The sequence below is a fragment of the Amycolatopsis oliviviridis genome, from assembly GCF_014654365.1.
GTDB lineage: Bacteria > Actinomycetota > Actinomycetes > Mycobacteriales > Pseudonocardiaceae > Amycolatopsis > Amycolatopsis oliviviridis.
This window is the reverse complement of the sequence record NZ_BNAY01000008.1, coordinates 439,221-459,238: the sequence shown is the minus strand read 5'-3', so window position 1 is coordinate 459,238 and position 20,018 is coordinate 439,221. Positions and strand designations below refer to the sequence as shown.

14 protein-coding genes are annotated in these 20,018 nt (G+C 67.7%); 9 read left to right on the top strand and 5 right to left on the bottom strand.

The features are described from left to right. Nucleotides 1-95 precede the first annotated feature (95 nt). From IE302_RS31935 to IE302_RS31920, 4 genes are all read left to right on the top strand, one after another. Entirely contained in the window at nt 96-1,001 is a 906-nt protein-coding gene (locus IE302_RS31935; protein WP_191258147.1) for an AraC family transcriptional regulator, read from the top strand. 78 nt (nt 1,002-1,079) lie between these two features. Then, complete coding sequence (locus IE302_RS31930) at nt 1,080-1,928, top strand: dioxygenase family protein (protein ID WP_191258146.1); 849 nt, start codon at nt 1,080-1,082, stop codon at nt 1,926-1,928. A 198-nt stretch (nt 1,929-2,126) separates the two neighbouring features. Next, a complete protein-coding gene (locus IE302_RS31925) occupies nt 2,127-3,458 on the top strand; it encodes an erythromycin esterase family protein (RefSeq protein ID WP_191258145.1) in 1,332 nt (443 codons plus the stop codon). 126 nt (nt 3,459-3,584) lie between these two features. Beyond that, a complete protein-coding gene (locus IE302_RS31920; RefSeq protein ID WP_191258144.1) occupies nt 3,585-4,568 on the top strand; it encodes a sporulation protein in 984 nt (327 codons plus the stop codon). A gap of 343 nt (nt 4,569-4,911) precedes the next feature. Here the strand turns inward: IE302_RS31920 and IE302_RS31915 are convergent, their stop codons facing one another. The 3 genes from IE302_RS31915 to IE302_RS31905 form a co-directional block, all read right to left on the bottom strand. Next, nucleotides 4,912-6,117: an acyl-CoA dehydrogenase family protein gene (locus tag IE302_RS31915; RefSeq protein ID WP_191258143.1), complete on the bottom strand. Its 1,206-nt coding sequence runs from the start codon at nt 6,115-6,117 to the stop codon at nt 4,912-4,914. A gap of 187 nt (nt 6,118-6,304) precedes the next feature. Further along, nucleotides 6,305-7,492: a GNAT family N-acetyltransferase gene (locus IE302_RS31910; RefSeq protein WP_191258142.1), complete on the bottom strand. Its 1,188-nt coding sequence runs from the start codon at nt 7,490-7,492 to the stop codon at nt 6,305-6,307. A gap of 47 nt (nt 7,493-7,539) precedes the next feature. Further along, nucleotides 7,540-8,439, bottom strand: a complete 900-nt coding sequence (locus IE302_RS31905; RefSeq protein ID WP_191258141.1) for an alpha/beta hydrolase — start codon at nt 8,437-8,439, stop codon at nt 7,540-7,542. Nucleotides 8,440-8,535: 96 nt separating this feature from the next. Between IE302_RS31905 and IE302_RS31900 the strand changes: the two genes are divergently transcribed. The 5 genes from IE302_RS31900 (at nt 8,536) to fxsT (ending at nt 17,943) form a co-directional block, all read left to right on the top strand. After that, nucleotides 8,536-9,567 carry a helix-turn-helix domain-containing protein gene (locus IE302_RS31900; RefSeq protein WP_191258140.1) on the top strand — a complete coding sequence of 344 codons (1,032 nt, stop codon included), beginning with the start codon at nt 8,536-8,538 and terminating at the stop codon, nt 9,565-9,567. A gap of 172 nt (nt 9,568-9,739) precedes the next feature. Further along, nucleotides 9,740-10,456 (top strand): S1 family peptidase, encoded by a 717-nt coding sequence (locus IE302_RS31895; protein WP_191258139.1) that lies wholly within the window; start codon nt 9,740-9,742, stop codon nt 10,454-10,456. 180 nt (nt 10,457-10,636) lie between these two features. Then, a complete protein-coding gene (locus IE302_RS31890; RefSeq protein ID WP_191258138.1) occupies nt 10,637-12,439 on the top strand; it encodes a VMAP-C domain-containing protein in 1,803 nt (600 codons plus the stop codon). A gap of 13 nt (nt 12,440-12,452) precedes the next feature. Continuing rightward, a complete protein-coding gene (locus IE302_RS31885; protein ID WP_191258137.1) occupies nt 12,453-13,535 on the top strand; it encodes an AAA family ATPase in 1,083 nt (360 codons plus the stop codon). A 1-nt stretch (nt 13,536) separates the two neighbouring features. After that, nucleotides 13,537-17,943 carry an FxSxx-COOH system tetratricopeptide repeat protein gene (gene fxsT, locus IE302_RS31880; RefSeq protein WP_191258136.1) on the top strand — a complete coding sequence of 1,469 codons (4,407 nt, stop codon included), beginning with the start codon at nt 13,537-13,539 and terminating at the stop codon, nt 17,941-17,943. Nucleotide 17,944: 1 nt separating this feature from the next. On the opposite strand, the gene IE302_RS31875 is transcribed toward fxsT, so the two are convergent. Beyond that, the gene (locus IE302_RS31875; RefSeq protein WP_229908056.1) at nt 17,945-19,672 is read right to left on the bottom strand and encodes an HEXXH motif domain-containing protein; all 1,728 of its coding nucleotides are present in this window, start codon (nt 19,670-19,672) and stop codon (nt 17,945-17,947) included. 89 nt (nt 19,673-19,761) lie between these two features. After that, nucleotides 19,762-19,977, bottom strand: coding sequence for a hypothetical protein (locus IE302_RS31870; protein ID WP_229908055.1), 216 nt, complete (start codon nt 19,975-19,977; stop codon nt 19,762-19,764). Nucleotides 19,978-20,018 lie beyond the last annotated feature (41 nt).

The window sequence follows — 20,018 nt, the reverse complement described above, 5'->3', positions numbered from 1 at the left end:
GTACCGGGCGGGCGAGTCACGACTTCCGTTGGCAGTCACCGTCCGGACATTGGTCTAGACTTTTCATTCCCCAGTGTGGTGAAAGGGACCGGTCCATGCGCGGAACGACGGTGTTGCCCAGGACTCCTTGCCTGAAACCGAAGGCGGGGGAATTACCACTTCATCGGCTGGAAGTCCGTTCGCCGGACGCCTTGCCGTTCACAGTGGGTACCTTCGACACGATCGGGCCGATGTCGCGGGCGGCATTCCCGCATCGGCACACTTTCTACGAAATAGTCCATGTCACCGGCGGTAGCGGTGACCACGTCATCGATTTCACGAGGTGGGAATTGGGGCCGCCGCAACTGGCGGTCATAACACCGGGGCAGGTGCATCATTGGGATGCCCGCGATCTCAGCGGATTCGTCGTCCTGTTCACCGACGACTTCCTGCTCGAACATCCGGCGGATCGCGAAACCCTGAGACGGCTGAGCCAGCAGCCCTGGCGGCTCGACGAACGCGCGGCCGAGGAGACGGCGCGGCTGGTCGCCGAACTGGACGAGGAATTCCGTTGTGGCGGCCAGGGTACCGATTCGGTACTGCGGGCCCTGATGCACGTGCTGATCGTCCGGGCGGGGCGGCTGCCCGGACTGGCGGATCCGCGTCCGCCCGCCAGGGCACAGGCGGTGGGAACGGAATTCGCGCGGTTGCTCGGCAGGCCCGATCTCGGGCTCTGGTCGGTCGGCGCGCTCGCGGAACGGATCGGTGTCACCCCGGGATATCTGACCGACGCGGTGAAAACGGCGACCGGCCGGACGGCGGCGCAACTGATGCGCGAAGCCAGGACCCGGGAAGCGAAAAGGTTCTTGCTCGGTACCGATCTCACCGTCCGGCAGGTCGCCAGCCGGGTCGGATTCGCGGATCCGGCCTATTTCTGCCGGTTCTTCCGACGGGAAACGGGGTTGAGCCCCGGTGATTATCGCCGTACCGGAGACTCACCCCCGGAGATTCACCACGACTGACCAAGGCAGTCCATCGTCCGGAGCTGATCTTCTCCATACCGTCGAGGGTGATTCCCGAAGCCCCACGAGGAGCAGGTCATGGACGAAGATAACAAGCTCAGCCGAAAGACTGTGCTGAAGGCCGCGCTCGCCGCGGGTGTCGTCGCCCCGGTCGCGCTGGTCGGTGGCCCCGCTCTCGCGCGCACCACCGTCGCGAGCGGCAAGACGCCCGAGCTGACCCCGGAATGTCACGACGGAGACGCCCCGACCATTCCGCAGACCGAAGGTCCTTACTTCAAGCCGAACTCTCCGGAGCGGACGTCGCTCGTCACCCCGGGCACGCAGGGCACGAGGCTCACCGTCTCCGGCTTCGTCTACGGTCTCGCGTGCCAGCCGATCGCGCGGGCGCTGCTGGACTTCTGGCAGGCCGACGTCAACGGCAACTACGACAACTCGGGGTACACCTTCCGCGGTCACCAGTACACCGACGACCAGGGCAGGTTCTCGCTGAGCACGATCGTGCCCGGCCTGTACCCCGGCCGCACGCGGCACATCCACGTCAAGGTCCAGGCGCCCGGCAGGCCGATCCTGACCACGCAGCTCTACTTCCCCAACGAGCCGCGCAACAACACCGACACGATCTTCGACCCGCGGCTGCTGATGGAGGTGCGCGACGTGGGCACGGCCAAGGAGGCCGCGTTCGACTTCGTGCTCAACGTGCGGCAGACGCCGACGTCGACCCGGCCGACCACCTCGAACCCGACCACCTCCAATCCGCCCACTTCGACCTCCAACCCGCCTGGCGGGACGACCTGGGCGGCGGGAACCGGCTATTCCGCAGGCGCCCGGGTCACCTACAGCGGCCGCGGTTACGTGTGCTTGCAGGCGCACACGGCCCAGCCCGGCTGGGAGCCGCCGAACACGCCCGCGTTGTGGCGCGCGGAGTGACGAGCAGCCGCTGCGGAGGGAGATAAACGCGAGTGGATTCCCGCCGCCGGGCCCCACACTCCGGCGGCGGGGGTCCACCCGCCTTCTCGTCGTGGGGTGGGGTTTTCCCCACCCCAAGTGGGAGCTTTGCTACAGCGCGCCGGCACCCCTGCCCGGACGATGATCGTCTTCGACATCGGAACGAAGGGGTGAGCGGGTATGGAAAAGAACCGGAAGCGCTGGGGGAGACGGGGTCTGGCGGTCGCCGCGGTGGTGGCGACGGGAGCGATGCTCGCGCCCGCGGCGAACGCGGCGGAGACGACGTCCTGGCGGGACCCGGTGTGGTCGCTGGACCTGGCGGCGCATCCGCTGCGGTCGACCGAACCCGGCCGGAACACCGCCGACCTGCGGGCACTGGGCGCGATGATCGGCGGCGCGAAGGTGGTCGGTCTCGGAGAGGCCACGCACGGCTCCCACGAGTTCTTCGCCATGAAGGAGCGGGTGTTCCGCTACCTCGTCGAGGAGAAGGGGTTCCGGGCGTTCGCGCTGGAAGCGAGCTGGTCGGCGGGCATGGAGATCGACGACTACGTCCAGACCGGCCGGGGTGACGCCCGCGAGATCCTGAAGCGGACGGTGGCCGGCTCCCCGTGGGACCGCGAGGAGTTCGTCAGGCTGATCCAGTGGATGCGTGACTACAACCGCGCCCATCCCTCCCGCACCGTGCACTTCGTCGGTGACGATCTCGGCGGGCCTTCGATCAATGACGCGTTCTTCGCCAGGATCACCGACTACGTGAAACAGCACCATCCGGCGGCGCTGCCGCGGCTGAACCAGCTCTACACCGGTCTTCGCCCGATCGACGACCATCTCGCCTACCTCCGCAAACCGCTCGACGAACGGAAGCGGCTCGCCACCCAGGCGGAGCAGGCCTTCGAGCTGATCAAGGGGCTCACCGGCGCGAGTGATCTCGACTGGACCGCTCAGCACGCCCGGTTCGTCGCGCAGACCGCCCGCTTCCTCTCCGTCGACCTCTCGGACCCGAAGTCGCTGCCCGGCTTCCAGATCCTGCGGGATCGGGCGATGGCGCAGAACGTCGCCTGGTGGCAGCGGCGGACCGGGCAGAAGGTCCTGCTCTCCGCGCACAACACCCACGTCGCCTACATCCCCGACAACGCGGAGATGTACCCGAAGACGCAGGGCGCCTTCCTGCGCGAGACGCTGGGCCGCGACTACCTGCCGATCGGCTTCAGCTTCGACCGGGGTTCCTTCCTGTCCAAGGACATCGCGATCGGCGGCGACTGGAAGCCGTTCTCCGTCCCGGCCGCGCCGCCCGGGTCGAACGAGCACACCCTCGACAAGGTCCGGTTCGAGGACTTCTACCTGGACTTCCGCACCGCGCCGCCCGCCGCCCGCGCCTGGCTGGACGCCGCCCGGCCCACCCGCACCATCGGCACGCTGTTCCCCGTCGACCCCGTGGCCATCTCTCTCGGGCGTTCCTACGACGTCGTCATCCACCTGCACGACGTGCGCCAGGCCGATCTGGGAAAGTAGTGACGCCGCGCCCGTTTAGGGGTTTTTAACCCGGTTTGCCTGGCGTGCCGCGGCTGTTCTCGGTAGTAGTCGAAGTGTCCGCTCTCGCGGCACACAGGTTCCAGTACCCAGCGGAGGAAATCCCTGATGTTCAAACGGATGCTCAGCGCCTTCGGGGTCGGCGGCCCGTCCGTCGACACCGTGCTCGACTCGCCGCACGCCGTGCCCGGTGAGGTGATCACCGGACAGGTCCGCATCCAGGGCGGTTCGAGCGACGCCCAGATCGAGGAGATCCTGCTTTCGCTGGTGACCCGGGTCGAGGTCGAGCACGGCGACCACGAGCGCGCCGGGACCGCGGAGTTCCTGCGGGTCAGCGCGGGCCGCAAGGTCCAGGTGACGGCGGGGCAGCCGACCACCGTGCCGTTCCAGATCGCCTTGCCCTGGGAGACGCCGATCAGCGCGGTCGGCGGGCGTGAGCTGCCGGGCGTGGTCGTCGGCGTGCGGACCGAGCTCGTCATCGCGGGCGCCCCGGACAAGGGCGACCTCGACCCGGTACTGGTCGGTCCGCTGGAGTCGCAGGACCGGGTGCTGGAGGCGTTCGGCGAGCTGGGGTTCTCGTTCCGCAGCGCCGACGTCGAAGCCGGGCGGCTGCACGGCGTCCGGCAGGAACTCGGGTTCTTCCAGGAGATCGAGTTCTTCCCGCCGTCGCGCTACGCCGGCCGCGTCAACCAGGTGGAGCTGACCTTCGTCGCGAGCCCGGACGACCTGGTGGTGGTGCTGGAGGCCGACAAACGCGGTGGCATGTTCCGGTCCGGCGGTGACGCCTTCGGCCGCTTCCACGTCTCGCACGAGGAGGCCCTGCGCACCGACTGGGCCGCGGCCATCGACGGCTGGCTGGCCAAGGTCGCCGAATCCGGCGGCGGGCACGCCATGTTCGGCGGGCATCAGGAGCACTACGGCCACGAGTACGACCATCACGGCCACCCTGGCCACCACGGTCATCACGGCAGGCGGGGACCGGGGATGGGCGGTGTGGTCGCCGGTGCCGCGGCCGGTGTGGTCGGCGGCATGATCCTCGGCGAGGTCATGGAGGATGCCTTCGACGGCGGGGACGAAGGCTTCGAAGAGTGATCGGGGGTCGTGAGTGGCGATTCGGGTTAGAACACGATTCGCCACTCACGACCACCGGTACCGAAGGGGTCTCTCCCGCATCGTATGCAGGGAAGGGCCCCTTCGATACCGGTGGTCGTGAGTGGTAAGTGGGGTTAGAACGACACTTGCCACTCACGACCCCCTCGGCCGGCGGCGAAACGGTGGGGCGGTGGTGTTGTGAAAGCCACTTTCGCAACGTTGATGGTTGCGAAAGTGGCTTTCACAACATCCGAAGCCGGCACACCGGCGAGCGAGCACGACACCTTCGCCTTACCCCTCAAGAGAACCCGAATCGCCACTCACGACCACCCCGGCCGAAGGATCAGGTGTACCAGGTGGGTTCCGGGAGTTCGTTCAGCAGCGCGTAGGCGCCGACCTCCCGGCGTTTGTAGGCCACCGGGTCGTGGAGCGAATGCGTCCGCAGGTTCCGCCAGAAGCGGTCCAGGCCGTATTTCGTGGCACTCGCGCGGGCGCCGGTCAGCTCGAAGATCTTCGAGCCGATTTCGAGCCCGGTGTCGATCGTGCGTTGTTTGGCGGCGGCGACGAGGACCGCGATCTCGCCGCGTGCTTCGGGGGTCAATTCTTCGCGCGGCGCGTGCAGCACGGCCGAGATCGCCGTTCCCGCCTTGTCCACCAGTGCTTCGGCGGCCCACAGCTTCGACTGGAGATCGCCGTAGCCTTCGAGGATGTACCACTCCTCGCCGGCGGTCGCCTTGTTGTCGCCGCCGTACGGCCAGGCGCGAGTGTGCTCGCGCGTGTACGCCAGCGCGGTTTCCAGCGCTCCCTGCGCGATGCCGAGATAGAAGTTGGCGAACACCAGCTGGATCGCCGGGACGTTGAGCGTGTTGTAGGTCAGGGGCTGGAACGCCTTGTCGACGTAACCCGCCGCGCTCGCCCACGGGACCCGCACGTCGGTGATGGTCACGCTGCCCGATTCGGTGAGCCGCTGGCCGATGTTGTCCCAGTCGTCGTGGAACACGATCCCGTCCTGTTCGGACGGAACGATGGCGAAGATGTGGTCCTCGGTGCCTTCGAGGACACCTTCGAGCACGGTCAGATCGGAGATCTTGCTGCCGGTGGAGAACGACTTGTGTCCATTGTAGACGATTTCGTCGCCGTCTTCGGTGATCGTCAGGTCGGAATCCCGGGGATTGACCGCGCCGCCGAACACGAAATTGTTACGCGTATACAGTTCTTCGACCGCGGTGATCTGGTCCTCGGTCGCCACCAAGCGCGCGGCCCAGGCCCAGAGATAGTGGTAGCCGAGGATCTGGCCGAGGGAACCGTCGCCGCGCGCGATCTCGCGGGTCACGCGATAGGCGGTCTCCCAGGTCTGCCCGCCACCGCCGTGCTCGACCGGGCCGAGCAGGGTCACCAGGCCGGTTTCCTTGAGCAGCCGGACTTCCGCGGCGGGCGTGCCGTTGTTCCGGTCGCGCTCGGCCGCGTTCACCGCGAGTTCGGCGGCGACCTCTTTCGCGACGGTCAGCCATTCGGTGGCGGACCGGACCCGGTTCTCGGTCGTGGTCATGGGTGAATTCCGTTCTGTGCGAGGGCGAACGGGAATTCCGGGCAGGGCGGAGCGCCCGGAATTCCCGGGTGTTCTCGAAAGTGGGCGGACACTGATTCAGGCCGTACAGCGCATGCGTCCGAGTAGAGCAGTGGCACTACAGGGTGTCAACGAACGTCCGCGCTCTGAGACCGCGCCCCTCGGGTGATCAGAACCAATGCAGGCAATGCGGGGAACGCTCGGCACGGAACAGGGCGTCGGCCAGCACGGCCGCACCGGGGCGGTGGGCCCGGATCCGCCCGGCCCGGACGAGCGTGCTCGGGGCGGTGCCGCCGAGATAGATCGAGCCGAGGTCGCTCACGTCCAGCGACAGGTCGGGCTCGCGGTCCGTCGGAACACAGTCCGCCTCGCCGTCCCGGACGGTCAGCAGATGGCGGCCGTGCTCCCCGAGCGCGGGGTCGTCGACGTCGAGGACGAGCTCACCGTCGGCGAACCAGCCGCGCGCGGTGAGCGCTCGGGGGATGTCCAGCAGCCGTACCCACAGCCAGTCGGTCTCGTCGCTGGTCCGGGCGGCGCGGAGATCCACCAGCCGCCAGCGCAACGGGTGGTCGGGCGGGCAGTGTTTGAACACGACCTGCGCGATCAAGTCGTGTTCGAGCAGGAACCGGGCCAGTGCGGTGCCGGCGGTGTCGTCCACCGCGATGGTCTCGTCGACGATCAAGGTATCGGGCTCGTTGAGGGAGTAGCTGGCGTACCCGTCCGGGACACCGTCGGCGTCACGGTGAACGGCGACGTAGCGCGGTGACCGAGAGACCGGGGGCTGACCGGCTCCCGAAGCCCACCACCGACTCGGCCGCGAAAGCGCCCCGGGCTGGACGCGGCGGTACCGGTCGTAGACCTCCTCCATGATCTCGCCGCATTCGGCGCGACGCAGCAGCTCGATCGAGCCCCCGACGGCCTGGGGGAGGGCGAAGGCGGCCCGGTTTCGCTGCACCGTGAGCCGCTCGGTGACGGTCGCCGGCCCGTAACCGAATCGCCGGTAGATCACCGCCTCCGCGGCCAGCAGCACTGAGAGGAACTCGCCCCTGGCCCGGAAGTCGGCGAGCTGACGCCGCATCATCGCGCTGAGCGCGCCCTGGCGCCGGTGCGTCGGCAGGACACCGACGGCGGTCACTCCCGAGACCGGGATGACGGCTTCACCGGGAAGGGTGAGCTCGAAGGAGTAGGCGGCCGCTGTGCCGACGGGCCGTCCGTCCTCGGTCGTGGCGAACAGGCCGCGGTCCATTTCGAGTGCCGACCAGGTCGTGGCCCCGGTGTCCCGGAACTGCGCGAAGGCGGCGTGCATGGTGTCGACGAAGACGTCGAACTCTTCACCGGTCGTGGGACGGATCTCCATCCGCACAGTGCATCGCCGTCCCGCGATCGGGTCAACCGAATTGCGGATCACCCGGCCAGCGCGCGGCGCAGGACCGCGCCCAGTTCCTCGATCTGACGGCGGGACACCTCGGCGGACAGGATCGCCTGCGAGCCGTGGAAGGTACCGGGCCACTGGTGCAGTTCGACGGACACCCCCGCTCGCAGCAGCCGGACCGCGTAGTCGATGTTCTCGTCGCGGTTCGGGCAGAGCTCGGCGGAGGCGACGTACGCGGGTGGCAGGCCGGCGAGGTCGGTGGCCCGAGACGGGGCGGCGTACGGCGAAGGGGCGGGACGGCCGTCGAGGTAGTACCGCCACATCGCGGCCGCCTTGGCGCGATTCATCCACGGTGTGTCGGTGAACCGCCGCGCCGACCACGACTCAAGCCGGTCGTCGAGTCCCGGCTGGTTGAGCAACTGGAAGCAGATCCGCGGTCCGCCCTCGTCGCGCGCTCGCAGCGCCGTCGCCGCCGCGAGCCCGCCGCCCGCGCTGTGCCCGCCGATCGCGATCCGGTCCGGGGAGACACCGAGTTCGCCCGCGTGGTCCGCCGCCCAGTTCAGCACGGTGTAGACGTCGTCGAACGCGGCCGGGAACGGATTCTCGGGCGCCAGGCGGTATTCCACCGAGATCACCACCGCGCCCGAGGCTTCGGCGAGCCGGGCGGCCCACGGGTGTTCGGTCTCCCGATCGCCCATGACCCAGCCACCGCCGTGCAGCCAGACGATGGCGCCCAGCGCCTCGTACGGCCGGTAGATCCGGACCGGGACCGCCGGCTCACCGGGCGCCGTCCGGTCCTCGACCACCATCCCCGACGTGTCCGGCCGCGGTACCGACGCGGCCAGTTTCGCGAAGTTCGCGCGCTCGGTGATCGGGTCGTCGAGCGTCGCCGGGGGGAACAGGGCGACGAAGGCTTCCAGTTCGGGATCCATGACGGCGATCCTTCCAGTCCTCGGCCCGCCCGCCGCCCGCCAACCGTCGCGCGTGATCGCCCCTTCGCGCGACGAACGCCGCGTACGCTCGCGAACATGGAGGCATTGGCCGCGCGGCTTTCGCATCTGGATCCCGACGTCGAAGGCGCCATCCGGGTCGTGATGTTCTACGACACCCTGATGCGGCGGCGCGTCGACCTGCCCGCGCTCGCCCGCGCGACGGCCGGGCTGGCGGAATGCGTGGCGGGCATCCGGCTGCACAGCGCGGGACGCACCCTCCGCATGGCGCCGGACGGTCGCGAGGCCGCGCCGGATCCCGCTTCCGTGTCCACCTCGGTGGCGATCACCCTCGACGACGAAGAGATCGGCACGGTGTGGCTGGAGCGCGAGGGAACTCCCGGCGCCCTCGACGACGCGGTGCTGGACCGGCTCGCGATCGCCGTGGCGACGGTCGTCGAACGATACGGCCCGGCCCGCACCACCATGGCCGATCCGGCGCTGGTGGAACTCGTGATCGGCGCCGACGGCGACGACGCGGCCAGGCACCGGGCCCTGCGGCTGCTGGGCTTTCCCGCCGACGCGCCGATCCGCGTTGTCGTCGTCCGGTCGAAGGTCCCGCTCGAGAAGATCGGGACCCTGATCTGCCCGAGGCGCCCGGTCAAGGCCGCGGCACTCACGGACGCGGGCGTCATCCTGGCCACCACGGTGGATCCGGCCCGGTTCCCGGAAGGGGTGCGCGCGGGGATCGGAGCCGCCGATTGCCCGCATCGGTCCTGGCGGGACGCCGGGACCGCGCTGCGGTTCACGACCGCCCGTCAGCCGGTGATCCACTACGACGACCTCGGGGCGCTGGCACTGCTCGCACGGATCCCCGAAGAGGACACGCGGACCAACGCCGACGTCGTCGCGATCACCCGCCTGGCGGATCCGGAGGACCTGCGGACCCTGGACGCCTACTGCGCCACCGGTTCCGTGCGCCAGGCCGCCGATTCCCTGCATCTGCACCACAGCAGTGTCGCCCGGCGGCTCACGCAGATCGGGAAGAGCCTGGCCATCGAATTGACCGAACCCACCGGTCTGACCAGGGCCCGGCTCGCCCTCACCGCCTGGCGTCTGCTCGGCGAGTGACTACCTAATGATCTTCGGCGCATACTCAAAAATCTCTTCCGCGCGTCATGGAATTAAATAGGTAGCGCACGCGAACTTTCGTCGGTTTCCGGATTCCCTTGGCACGACACAGAATCAGCGCGTTGTCCCCACTGACGCGGCCCGGACCCCGGCCGCAGAAATGAGTCGGAACATGCGACTGCGCTCCCTCGTCCTGCTGGCCGGTACCGCCTTCATGGCGTTGCTCGGCTCGACCGCCCCCGCCGCGACCGCCGCCGAGCCCTCGGGCGTGCAGCCGATGATCATCGGAGGCCAGAACGCGCAGAGCGGTCCCTGGGCGGCCCGGCTGTTCGTGAACGGCCAGCAGAACTGCACCGCGACGATCATCGCGCCGCAGTACATCCTCACCGCCAAGCACTGTGTCGCGAGCAGCGGCACCTACACCTTCCGGATCGGCAGCCTCGACCAGCAGAGCGGCGGCACCATGGCCACCGGCTCGACCATCACCCGGCACTCGGGCGCGGACCTCGCCATCGTCAAGCTGACCAGTTCGGTCAACGCCACCTACTCGCCGCTCGGCACCACGAGCAACGTCGCGGTCGGACAGAACGTCCAGGTCTACGGCTGGGGCGCGACCAGCCAGTGCGGGTCGGAGATCAACTGCCAGTCCCGCTACCTGAAGGTCGCCACCGTCCGGGTCAACTCGGTCAACTGCAGTGACTACAACGGCGGTGTCGCGGTCTGCGCGAACCGCGTCGACGGCATCACCGCCGGCGGTGACTCGGGCGGCCCGATGTTCTCCGGTGGCCGTCAGGTCGGTGTCGCCTCGACCAGTGACCGGTCGAACAACACCGCCTACACCAACATCACCCGCTACCGCAGCTGGATCCAGCAGGTCGCCGGTGTCTGATCACCGGTGAAAGCGGAGCCCTCCCCGGCGCGGTCGGGGAGGGCTCCGTGTTTCGTGGGCAAATAACCAGCACGGAAATGTCCGGACTGATTTGTCATTTGATACTCAGCTCCGCGCCGATGACGCGATAATGTGGGATTCGGCGCCGGTGTCGGTGCCATGGACCTTGGGAGGGGGCCAGTGGCGCAACCGACGCAGCCTCTCGACCGCACGATCGTCGTGGTGGACGTCGTGGGCTTCACCGCCCCGGACCGGTACCCGCTCGATCGGATCGCCGTGCGCCAAGGCATGTACGAAGTGCTGAAGACCGCGTTCGCCGAAAGCGGGGTCGACTTCGATTCCTGCGCTCATGAGGATCGCGGTGACGGCGCGCTCGTCCTGCTCCCGCCGGGAACGACCAAAAGCCTGGTCGCCGACCGGTTACCGGATCGGGTCGCGGTCGCGCTCCGCCGGTACAACCATACGCGGACCCCGCAGGCGCAGATCCGGCTTCGGGTGAGTCTCAACTCCGGCGAGGTCCTGAACGACGGGAACGGCTGGGTCGGCGAGGCGGTCGACATCGCTTTCCGCATTCTGGACGCGCAAACGGCGAAGGACGCGTTCGCGGAATCCGGGCGGATGATCGCGTTCATCTGCTCGGAGCGTTTCTTCACCGACGTCATCGCGAGAGACCCGGGCCTGTTGCCCGAGCTGTACGGTCCGATCCCGGTTTTGGTCAAGAATTTCACCGGAACGGCTTATTTACGGCTGCACGGGGAGGTCACCGCCCCGGTCCTGAAACCGTCTCTCGAGATCGAGGCCGCCGAGGATCTGCTCATCGCCGACAGCACGGTGCTGGATCTGATCCCCCGCAAGGATCTGGCGGGCCTGCACCAGCGGCTGAACAGCATCGAAGTGCCTCATCTGGCCGTGATGATGAGCCGGGCACTCGGTCCCGCCGTCCCGCTGCCCCGGCTGGAGGGCATCACCGACGCGTGGGGGGCTTTCCAGCTGCTCACCGATTTCAACGCCGGACCGGACGGGATCCCGCCGGCGGTGACGTTCCTGCGGTTGCTCGCGGAGAACATGGAAGGCGAGCAGGGCGCCATGATCGCGGGCTGGATCGCCGATCAGGCCAGGGCGCTCCGGCTCGCCCCGGCTCTCGTGCATCAGCGGCAGAGCAGGCCGCCCATTCCCGAGCGCCCCCATCTGCATTTGATCATCATGCTCGAACCGGTTTCCGCCGATCCGACGCGGTGCACTCTCGCATTCTGGCGTCAGGACGATCCGGAAGTGTGGCCGCCCGCCCTCGGCGGCGTGCGGGAAATCGACATAGCGGAGGTCGAGTTCCGGGTCGATGACGTCATCCTGGAGACTGAGTCCTTCTGGTCCGGTCAGAGCATGTCCGCGTCGGTGGAATTCCTCCTGCCGAGGACCTTGATCAATTTGCCCGTGCAGCGGTGGGCGAAGGAACATGGGACCGGCCAGCCCCAACCGCTGCGCTACGGATACCGGCTCGGAATACGGTCGCTGGAGAGGATGCGGGCGAAGCATTGGCATCGCGAATGGAATGTTCGCTGGGACTCCATGGTGAAGGACCCCTCGGCGGACCGGTTGCACTATCCCGGAGGCACCGGGTCCGAGAGTCACCCGATCGAAGCAATTCTGAGCGACGAGCACTGGGTCGGGCTCGTCTTGACGAATCCTCCGTCCTCGCGGGCGGAACCGGGTTCCGCACCGGACGAGTTGACAAGTGCCCTGCGCAGCGGCCTGCCGGTGGTGTTGTGGCATCCGGACGCCGATCCGGAGAAGCTGCGCGGGTTGCTCGACTGGGTATTGGCGGCGGAGAGCGGATTCATCGAACTTCCGGATCGCCGCAAACTGGCGAATTCGGGTGCGGCCGTACCGTTCAAGAATTCTCTGGCTCACGATCTGGTGGTAATGTGGGACGACCCGAAAAGGGTGATCGTCCTGGACCAGCCGTTGATCCCGACTCGACTGTAAGGGGATGCCGCGGATGAGCGGGAACGATCAGGACGCGACCGCGAACGGCCGGATGTCGCAGACCGATGCACCCGATTGGTGGATCTATCGCGGCACCGGAATGCCGATCCACGACATCGACCTCGCGGAACTCCTTCCCGCGCCGCCGCCTTGGCGTTCCTATCGCGGTGACCCGCCGCCGGAGAACGATGTGCCGCCGCCCGACGACGGGGAGGCGGAGCGTCGTCTGGGTAGCGCGTTCATGCTTTCGGAGCAGGATGTCGACGCGGGTGAGCTGAACATGGTGAACGCGGCGCTGTATTTGCGGCGGCCGTTGCTGGTGACGGGCAATCCGGGGACGGGGAAGTCGAGTCTCGCGTACCGGATCGCGCGGGAGCTGGGGCTGGGCAGGGTGCTGCGCTGGCCGATCACCAGCCACACGGCGCTGAGTTCGGGGTTGTACGGCTATGACGCGATCGGCCGGGTGCAGGCCGCGGCGACGACTCAGGCACAGCTGGGTGGCGAGGCCGAGGAGCCGCCGATCGGTGATTTCGTGCGGCTCGGCCCGCTGGGCACGGCTTTCCTGCCGAGTAAGTTGCCGCGGGTGCTGTTGATCGACGAACTGGACAAATCCGAGGCGGATCTGCCCAATGATCTGTTGTCGATCTTCGAGGACGGCGAATTCATCGTCGAAGAGCTGGCGCGAGTGCGCAATCGGCATCCCGAGGTCACCGTGCACACCGCCGATCCGGAGCGCACGGCCGTGGTCCGTGACGGCCGGATCGGGTGCCGCGCCTTCCCGATCGTGATCATGACCAGCAACGGTGAGCGGGAATTCCCGCCCGCTTTCCTGCGCCGGTGCCTGCAATTGCGGATCGAGAACCCGGGCGAGGATCAGCTGGCGGCGATCGTGGCCAGTCATCTGGTCGGCGAGAACGGCGAGCACCGGGACGAGCTCATCCGCGAGTTCGCCGAACGGAGCAAGGCGGAAGGCGGTCTTCCGACCGACAGGCTGCTCGACGCCGTCTATCTGGCGACGTCGGGCGCGTACCAGCCGGATCAGGAGGCATGGCCGCGGCTGGTGGACGCTCTTTGGCAACGTCTGACGGTGCGGTGACATGGACGGGCCGGGCGGTACCTCCGACTCGCGTTCCGCCCCGGTGGCGGAGCGGCGGAGGACCGGTTTTCCCCCAGGGGCCAAGCGGTTCGCATTCGAGGACCTGAACTGGACCGACGTCGCGGACATCGTGTGGCTGGCCGCGGCCATCGCGCCCCGGCGCGCGAGCCCGGAGCCCGCTCCCGCCGAGGAGCCGGAGCCGCCGGCCGAGGACGTACGGATCCGCAACGCACTCCAGGAACGTGGGGAACTACCCGAGCCTCCCGAGCCGCGGCTGTCCACGATGCGAGACGACCGGCGGCCGGACGAAGAAGACGACGCCGCGGCCGTCGAGATCGAGGCCGTCCCCGGTGAGCTGCCCGAACCCGCGGTGGACGGCACGGGACCGGGCGGAGTCGTTCTTCTCGAGTCACTTGCGTACTTCCGCGCGCTGAAAACCCTGAAACGGGAGAGGGCTTCGCAGCGACACAACAATGTGGTCCTGGACGAAGTGGCGACCGCCGTCCGGGCAGCGGAGACCGGGCGGTGGTGGCCTGTCACCCGATCGAGGAAAGAGCGCTGGTTGGACCTGACGCTCGTCCTCGACAACGGCCCCTCGATGGCCTTGTGGCGGCCGAGGGTGTCCGCGTTTGTCGAATTGCTCAGGCAAGTGGGTGCTTTCCGTACCATTCAGGTCCGGTTGTTGGAAACCGCGAAGGACAATGACCAGGAAGATCTCGTTCTCCGCGGTGGTACTTCCGGCGCGCCCGCCCGCGATCCCGACGAGATCATGGATTCGTCGGGACGGCGCGTGGTATTGCTGCTGACCGACGGTGTCGGGGACGCCTGGCAAAAGAAGGACGCGCTGTATCCGATACTGGCGCGGTGGGGCAGGAAGATGCCGGTCAGCATCGTGCACCTGCTGCCGCAATGGCTGTGGGGCCGGTGCGGGATGAGCCCGCACAAGGCGCGGCTGAGAGTCCCGAACGTGTTGGCCCCCAACGGTCGGTGGGTGTGCGACCTCGCGGACGCCTGGCTCGAACCCGGCTCGGCGGTGCCCGCCGACCTCGTGCCGGTGCCGGTGCTCGAACTGCGGCCACAGGCGCTGGGCTGGTGGGCCGGACTGATGACCGGCGAAAACGACACCGACGCGGAAGGAACGGTCGTCCTCGCCACGGAACGGATTTTCCAGTCCGATTCCGGCGACTCACCGGTAACTTTGTCACCCGCCGAAAGAGTGCACAGATTCCGCAGTGTTGCGTCGCCGCCGGCGCTACGCTTGGCACAGTTGCTCGCGGCGGTTCCGGTCCGTCTCGACGTGGCGAAGCTGGTGGGACAAGAGTTCGTGCCGGAAGCGAGGCTGGAGCACCTCCTCGAATTGCTGCTTTCGGGGATCATGTACGCTCCCGGACTCAGGGAGGGGAAGTCCACTTGGGACACAGGTGGGGTCTTCGCTTTTCCCGAGGCAGTCCGGGAATTGCTGCTCAGCGGCGCGCGGCGGTCGGAAACGGCCAAGGTCGTCCGGGTGGCCGCCACTCATTTCGGTGGCCGGATTCCGCTGCTCGGTCACCTCCGAGACGCCATCGCCGACCCGAACAACACGCCGGATCCGGTGCTCACCCTCGAGTCCTCGGCCGACGTGGAACTGGAGAGCGCGCTCATGCGGGCGCTCTCCGGCCCGTACCTGTCCCGGGCCGACCGGCTGCGGAACGCGGTACAAGACCCAGATCCCGCCTTAACTGTGTCTGAATCCATACAGACATCCACAAAGACTGCGAGTCCAAACATGCCTGAGACGGCCGAACGTCCACCTGCCTTGACGCCGGCGACGCAGGGGCGCTCGTCCTACCTCGGTGAGCCTGAATCGAACGAGCCGACCACCAGGATCGTGCACCCTTCGGCGTCGGACACCTCCCGGACCTTCCCCGCCCGGCAGCCCGAGGACCCGCCCTTGGTCTTCGGGAACGTCCCGCCGCGCAACCCGAACTTCACCGGTCGTGACGAGCTGCTCGACCAGCTCACCAAGCGGTTGAGCAGCGGTACCACCGCGGTGCTTCCCTCTGCGCTGCACGGTCTCGGCGGTATCGGCAAGACCCAGATGGCCACCGAGTACATCTATCGGCATCTGCAGGATTACGACCTCGTCTGGTGGATCGACGCCGCGCACACCACGCAGATCCGCGCCGGCCTCACCGAACTAGCCGGTCTCCTCGGCCTGCAAGGCGCGTCCGAGGCGAACATCGCCGTCCCCGCCGTGATCGAGGCGCTGCGAACCGGACGACCGTTCCGTCGCTGGCTGCTGGTCTTCGACGCCGCCGAAAGTCCTGAGACCGTCCTGCCGTTCTTCCCGCGCAACGGCCCGGGCGAAATCCTGATCACCTCACGGAACTCCGACTGGGCGGGTATCGCGCGCCCGCTGGAACTCGCGGTGTTCAAACGTGAGGAAAGTGTCGAACTGCTCGGCCGCCGCGGCCCCGAGATCGATCCGGCCGACGCCGACCAGCTCGCCGAGAAACTCGGCGATCTGCCGCTGGCCGTCGAACAGGCGGCGGCCTGGCGTGCGGTGACCGGGATGCCGGTGCAGGAGTACCTGCGGCTGTTCGACGAGTCGGTCGAGGAAATCCTCGACACCGCCTCGGCGCCCGACTACGAGGTCTCCGTCGCCGCGGCGTGGAACGTGTCGTTCGAAGAACTGAAGACCCGCAACCCGGCGGCCCACCAGATCCTGCACATCTGTGCTTTCTTTTCCCCGGAACCGATTTCGCGTGATCTGCTCACCGGGGTCAGCCGGGTGTCGATCTCCCCTGAACTCGACGCCGCGCTGCGCGATCCGATCAAACTGGCCCGCGCCATCCGCGACATCAACCGCTATGGCCTGGCGAAGATCGACCACGGCAACAACACTCTCCAGCTGCACCGTCTGGTTCAGCTGGTTCTGCGTAACCGGGTCATGGCCCGTCAGGTGCACGCCCGGATGCAGCACGGCGCCCATCAGCTGCTCGCCGCGCTGGACCCGAACGACCCTGAATCCAGCAGGCACTGGTCGCGCTACCGCGAATTGCTGCCGCACGCCTACGCGGCGAATGTGCTGAACTGCGACGACGACTGGCCGCGTCAGCTCCACATCAACCTGATGCGGTACCTGTTCGAGTACGGCGACCACGAAGAGGCGGCCCGGCTCGGCCTCGAAGCGCGGAAACAGCTCACCGACACCCTCGGCCCCACGCATCCGCAGACACTCGAAGTGTCATCCAGGCTCGGTCTCTATCTGTGGGCGATCGGCCGGTACACCGAAGCCGCGGAGCTCAATCAGCGCACGCTCGCCCTGCGCCTTCAGATATCCGGTGAAGAGAACGAAGAGACTTTCGCTCTGCAGCGCAACATCACGATCGATCTCCGGGCACAGGGCGACTTCGCGGCGGCGAGCAAACTGAGCGAAGAGATCTATCACAAGGCCAAGCGCATGTTCGGTGAAGACGACCCGGAGACGCTCTACGCCGCGTACCAGCACGCCATCAGTCTCCGGCTGGCCGGTGCCTACCGGGAGGCCGCGGAACTCGATCAGGACACCCTCCGGCGGCGGATCGAGGTGCTCGGCCGCGACCACATCCGCACTTTCGGCGTCAACAGCGCGCTGATCGTGGACCTGCGCGAGGCGGGCGAGTACGGCCAGGCCCGGGTCCAGCAGGAAAGGCTCACGGAGAACTTCTACGCTCGCTTCGGCTCGGACCAGCTGGACGCGGCGGGTAACACGTTCATGCTGGCGATCACCAGGCGGAAGGACGGTGACCACCCGGGTGCGCTCAGCCTGTCCACGGAAGCCCTCAGGAGGTTCCGGATCGCCTATGGTGACGACCACGCCACGACGATGGCCTGTGCGCTCGCCCATTCGATCGACCTTCGTCATTCGGGTGACCTGGCAGCGGCGAAGAAGCTCGGTGAGGAAACCTTCGAGCGATACCGGAGTGGTCTCGGCGAGCATCATCCGCACACCCTGGCGGCCAATGTCGACCTCGCGGTGACGTTGCGGCTGCTGGGCGATCCCGCGGCCGCCCGCATTCTCGACGAACGCGCTCTCGAGCATTTCCGCAGCACCATCGGACCGGATCATCCCTACACCGTCATCGTCACGATCAACCTCGCGAGTGATCTCGTGGCGTTGGGCGAACTCGACAGGGCGCTGGAATTGGGACGGGACGCCGTCGAGCGTGGCAAGCAGGTGCTCGGGGAGGAGCACCCCACCGTCCTCGCGGCGACCTTCAACCTCGGGCTGGACCTGGCCGCGCTGGGCAGGGACGAGGAGGCCGCGCCGTTCCGCGACCCGATTTTGGTGAAGTACCGCCAGGTTCTCGGCGAGGCCCACCCGGGAACGCAGGCGGCCGGGCGCGGCGCTCGGGCCGACTGCGACATCGACCCGATGCTGATGTAGCTCAGTCCGGTACGAGTTGCCCGATCCACGAGGCGAGCTGTTCCACGGTCGGTGGCCGGGGGACGGCTCGCAGGTGCCGGTGCACGGCCCGGACGAGTTCAGGGCAGTGCAGCAGGGCACGGGCGGCGGGATGGGGGCCTCGCGCGCACAGCGCGAGGCCCAGTCCGACCAGAGACGTCGGCTGATCCGGATCCGTGGCGAGCTCTCGCCGGTAACCCGCGACGGCTTCAAGGAAGTCACCGCCGGTGTAAGCGAGGTCCGCGGTGGTGGCCCCGGGAACAGCCGGCGGTCGTCTGTCCGGCGACGTCGGCGCGCCCCCGACTTTAAGCCGGATCAGGTCCATCCGGGCGTGGGACCAGCTGCCGTCCGGTACCGGTGTCGGGGGAAGATCGGTGGCGTCGAGGGTGGCGGGTGGCCTCGACCGTCCACTGAGCCAGGCGGCCGCCAGTTCGGCGACCACGGACGGATCAGGGCGCAGGTGCCGGGCTCTCCAGCCCGCGAGGTGATCCCGTCGGGCGGCCGTGGCCAGTGCGCTCGCCTCCGATGGCACGGGCTCGTCCCGCCAAGGGCCCAGGCGGTCGGCGATGTTGCCGAGGAATCGCCGTCCGGCGACGGTCAACGTCGCGTCCGCGCGCAGGACCCGCAGGGTGCGCCAGGTCTGCTCGCGCCAGTACGCGAATTCGAAACCGGAGCGCCGGGAACTGTGGCCGGCCTGATACAGCGCACGCCAAAAAGCGGTGACACCGAAGTAGGCGAACACCCCCTGCAAGGCACCACTCAAAGGGCGGGGGTCATCCCTCCAAGCCACATAAATCCGTTCACCCGGATCCGGCTCGTACAACTCGACCAGGTGCAGCAGGCCACCGAGCACGATGTGCTGGAATTCGTGGATCAGGGTTTCGGCGAGGGACTCGCCGTCGGTGGGCAGGCCGACCACCGCGCTCCCGAACGCCTCCCCGGTCGACGCGCTCGGGTTTCGGAACAGCACCTGAGGTTTCGGTACGAGTGAGGCCAATCCCACCGGCATGATCCGGGCCAGTCCGGGCAGATGGGCGGCGATCAGGCGGCAGGCCTCGTCGATCCGACGTTGCCACTCCGCCAATTCCTTGTCCGGCAACCGTTCCGGTGGGACGGGCTCGTAAAGTCCGCGATAGGGATCGAGGTCGTCCAGCCACAACGAAAACCGGTGCGCGCCGACCTGGCTCCGTACCCGCCGGATTCCCCACCAGCCCGGAGCGTCGGATTCAGGTGCTTCCGGCAGGCGGACCGTTGTTTCGGCATCCGAAACGAAGTACCGGCCATTGACGCCGCGCACGACGACCGAGGAAAACGCTCCGGTGCCGGGAAATCTGGCCATTCCCAGGGATGGAAGCATGGCGTTTCCATGCCAGGCCGGGATGACGGTTTCGAAATCCAGTTCCGCCCTGATCGCCGCGGCCGCCGCGATCGCGTGCGCGTGCCCGAGGTGCATCCACAAAGGACCGACGCCGTCGATTCCGTTGCGCATCAAGCGAGTCGTGTAGCCAGCCCAGCTCCCGGTGTACGGATTCGTGAGCATCCGGTTCACCGCCCGGGGTGCTCGTGCTTCGGCACGTGCGAGGAGTTCCCAGGCCGAATCCAGCGACGGCAGGGGACCCGGGTCGGCCGAGGTCTTCATGGCCTCGGTCAGGAGCGCGTGGATCAGCAGTTTGCGCCGGCTCCGCTCGGCCCGGCGCAGCCGACGTGCCATGTCCTCGTCGCCGTCAAGGCGCGCGAGTGCGTCGAAGTCTCGCCATGACAAACGGTGGAACACGGGGCGAGCCTCGCCTGGTGGTGGCATCAGTCGATGCGCTCACCGGTCCCAGTGTTGCTACTTCTATAGCGTGCGCGGACAAGGGTGGTCCGTTCGACGACATGGTGCGCCGAATGGCGGAAGGCTTCACTGTCCAGATCCCGTAACGCGGTGAACGACACCTCGTCGAGATCGATCAACGCCGATTCGATGTCCGGTTCCGTGCTTGCCGAGAAAGAACTCATCGTGCCGATTCCCTCCACCCGTGAAACGGTTGCGAGAGTTGAACCTCGACAAGGATAGC

Excerpts from the sequence above, each read along its gene's own strand:
- IE302_RS31920 (WP_191258144.1), top strand. The coding sequence starts at position 3,585 with ATGTTCAAACGGATGCTCAGCGCCTTCGGGGTCGGCGGCCCGTCCGTC.
- fxsT (WP_191258136.1), top strand. The coding sequence starts at position 13,537 with ATGGACGGGCCGGGCGGTACCTCCGACTCGCGTTCCGCCCCGGTGGCG.
- IE302_RS31905 (WP_191258141.1), bottom strand. The coding sequence starts at position 8,439 with ATGGATCCCGAACTGGAAGCCTTCGTCGCCCTGTTCCCCCCGGCGACG.
- IE302_RS31895 (WP_191258139.1), top strand. The coding sequence starts at position 9,740 with ATGCGACTGCGCTCCCTCGTCCTGCTGGCCGGTACCGCCTTCATGGCG.
- IE302_RS31910 (WP_191258142.1), bottom strand. The coding sequence starts at position 7,492 with ATGGAGATCCGTCCCACGACCGGTGAAGAGTTCGACGTCTTCGTCGAC.
- IE302_RS31915 (WP_191258143.1), bottom strand. The coding sequence starts at position 6,117 with ATGACCACGACCGAGAACCGGGTCCGGTCCGCCACCGAATGGCTGACC.
- IE302_RS31900 (WP_191258140.1), top strand. The coding sequence starts at position 8,536 with ATGGAGGCATTGGCCGCGCGGCTTTCGCATCTGGATCCCGACGTCGAA.
- IE302_RS31925 (WP_191258145.1), top strand. The coding sequence starts at position 2,127 with ATGGAAAAGAACCGGAAGCGCTGGGGGAGACGGGGTCTGGCGGTCGCC.
- IE302_RS31875 (WP_229908056.1), bottom strand. The coding sequence starts at position 19,672 with ATGGCACGTCGGCTGCGCCGGGCCGAGCGGAGCCGGCGCAAACTGCTG.
- IE302_RS31935 (WP_191258147.1), top strand. The coding sequence starts at position 96 with ATGCGCGGAACGACGGTGTTGCCCAGGACTCCTTGCCTGAAACCGAAG.
- IE302_RS31885 (WP_191258137.1), top strand. The coding sequence starts at position 12,453 with ATGAGCGGGAACGATCAGGACGCGACCGCGAACGGCCGGATGTCGCAG.
- IE302_RS31930 (WP_191258146.1), top strand. The coding sequence starts at position 1,080 with ATGGACGAAGATAACAAGCTCAGCCGAAAGACTGTGCTGAAGGCCGCG.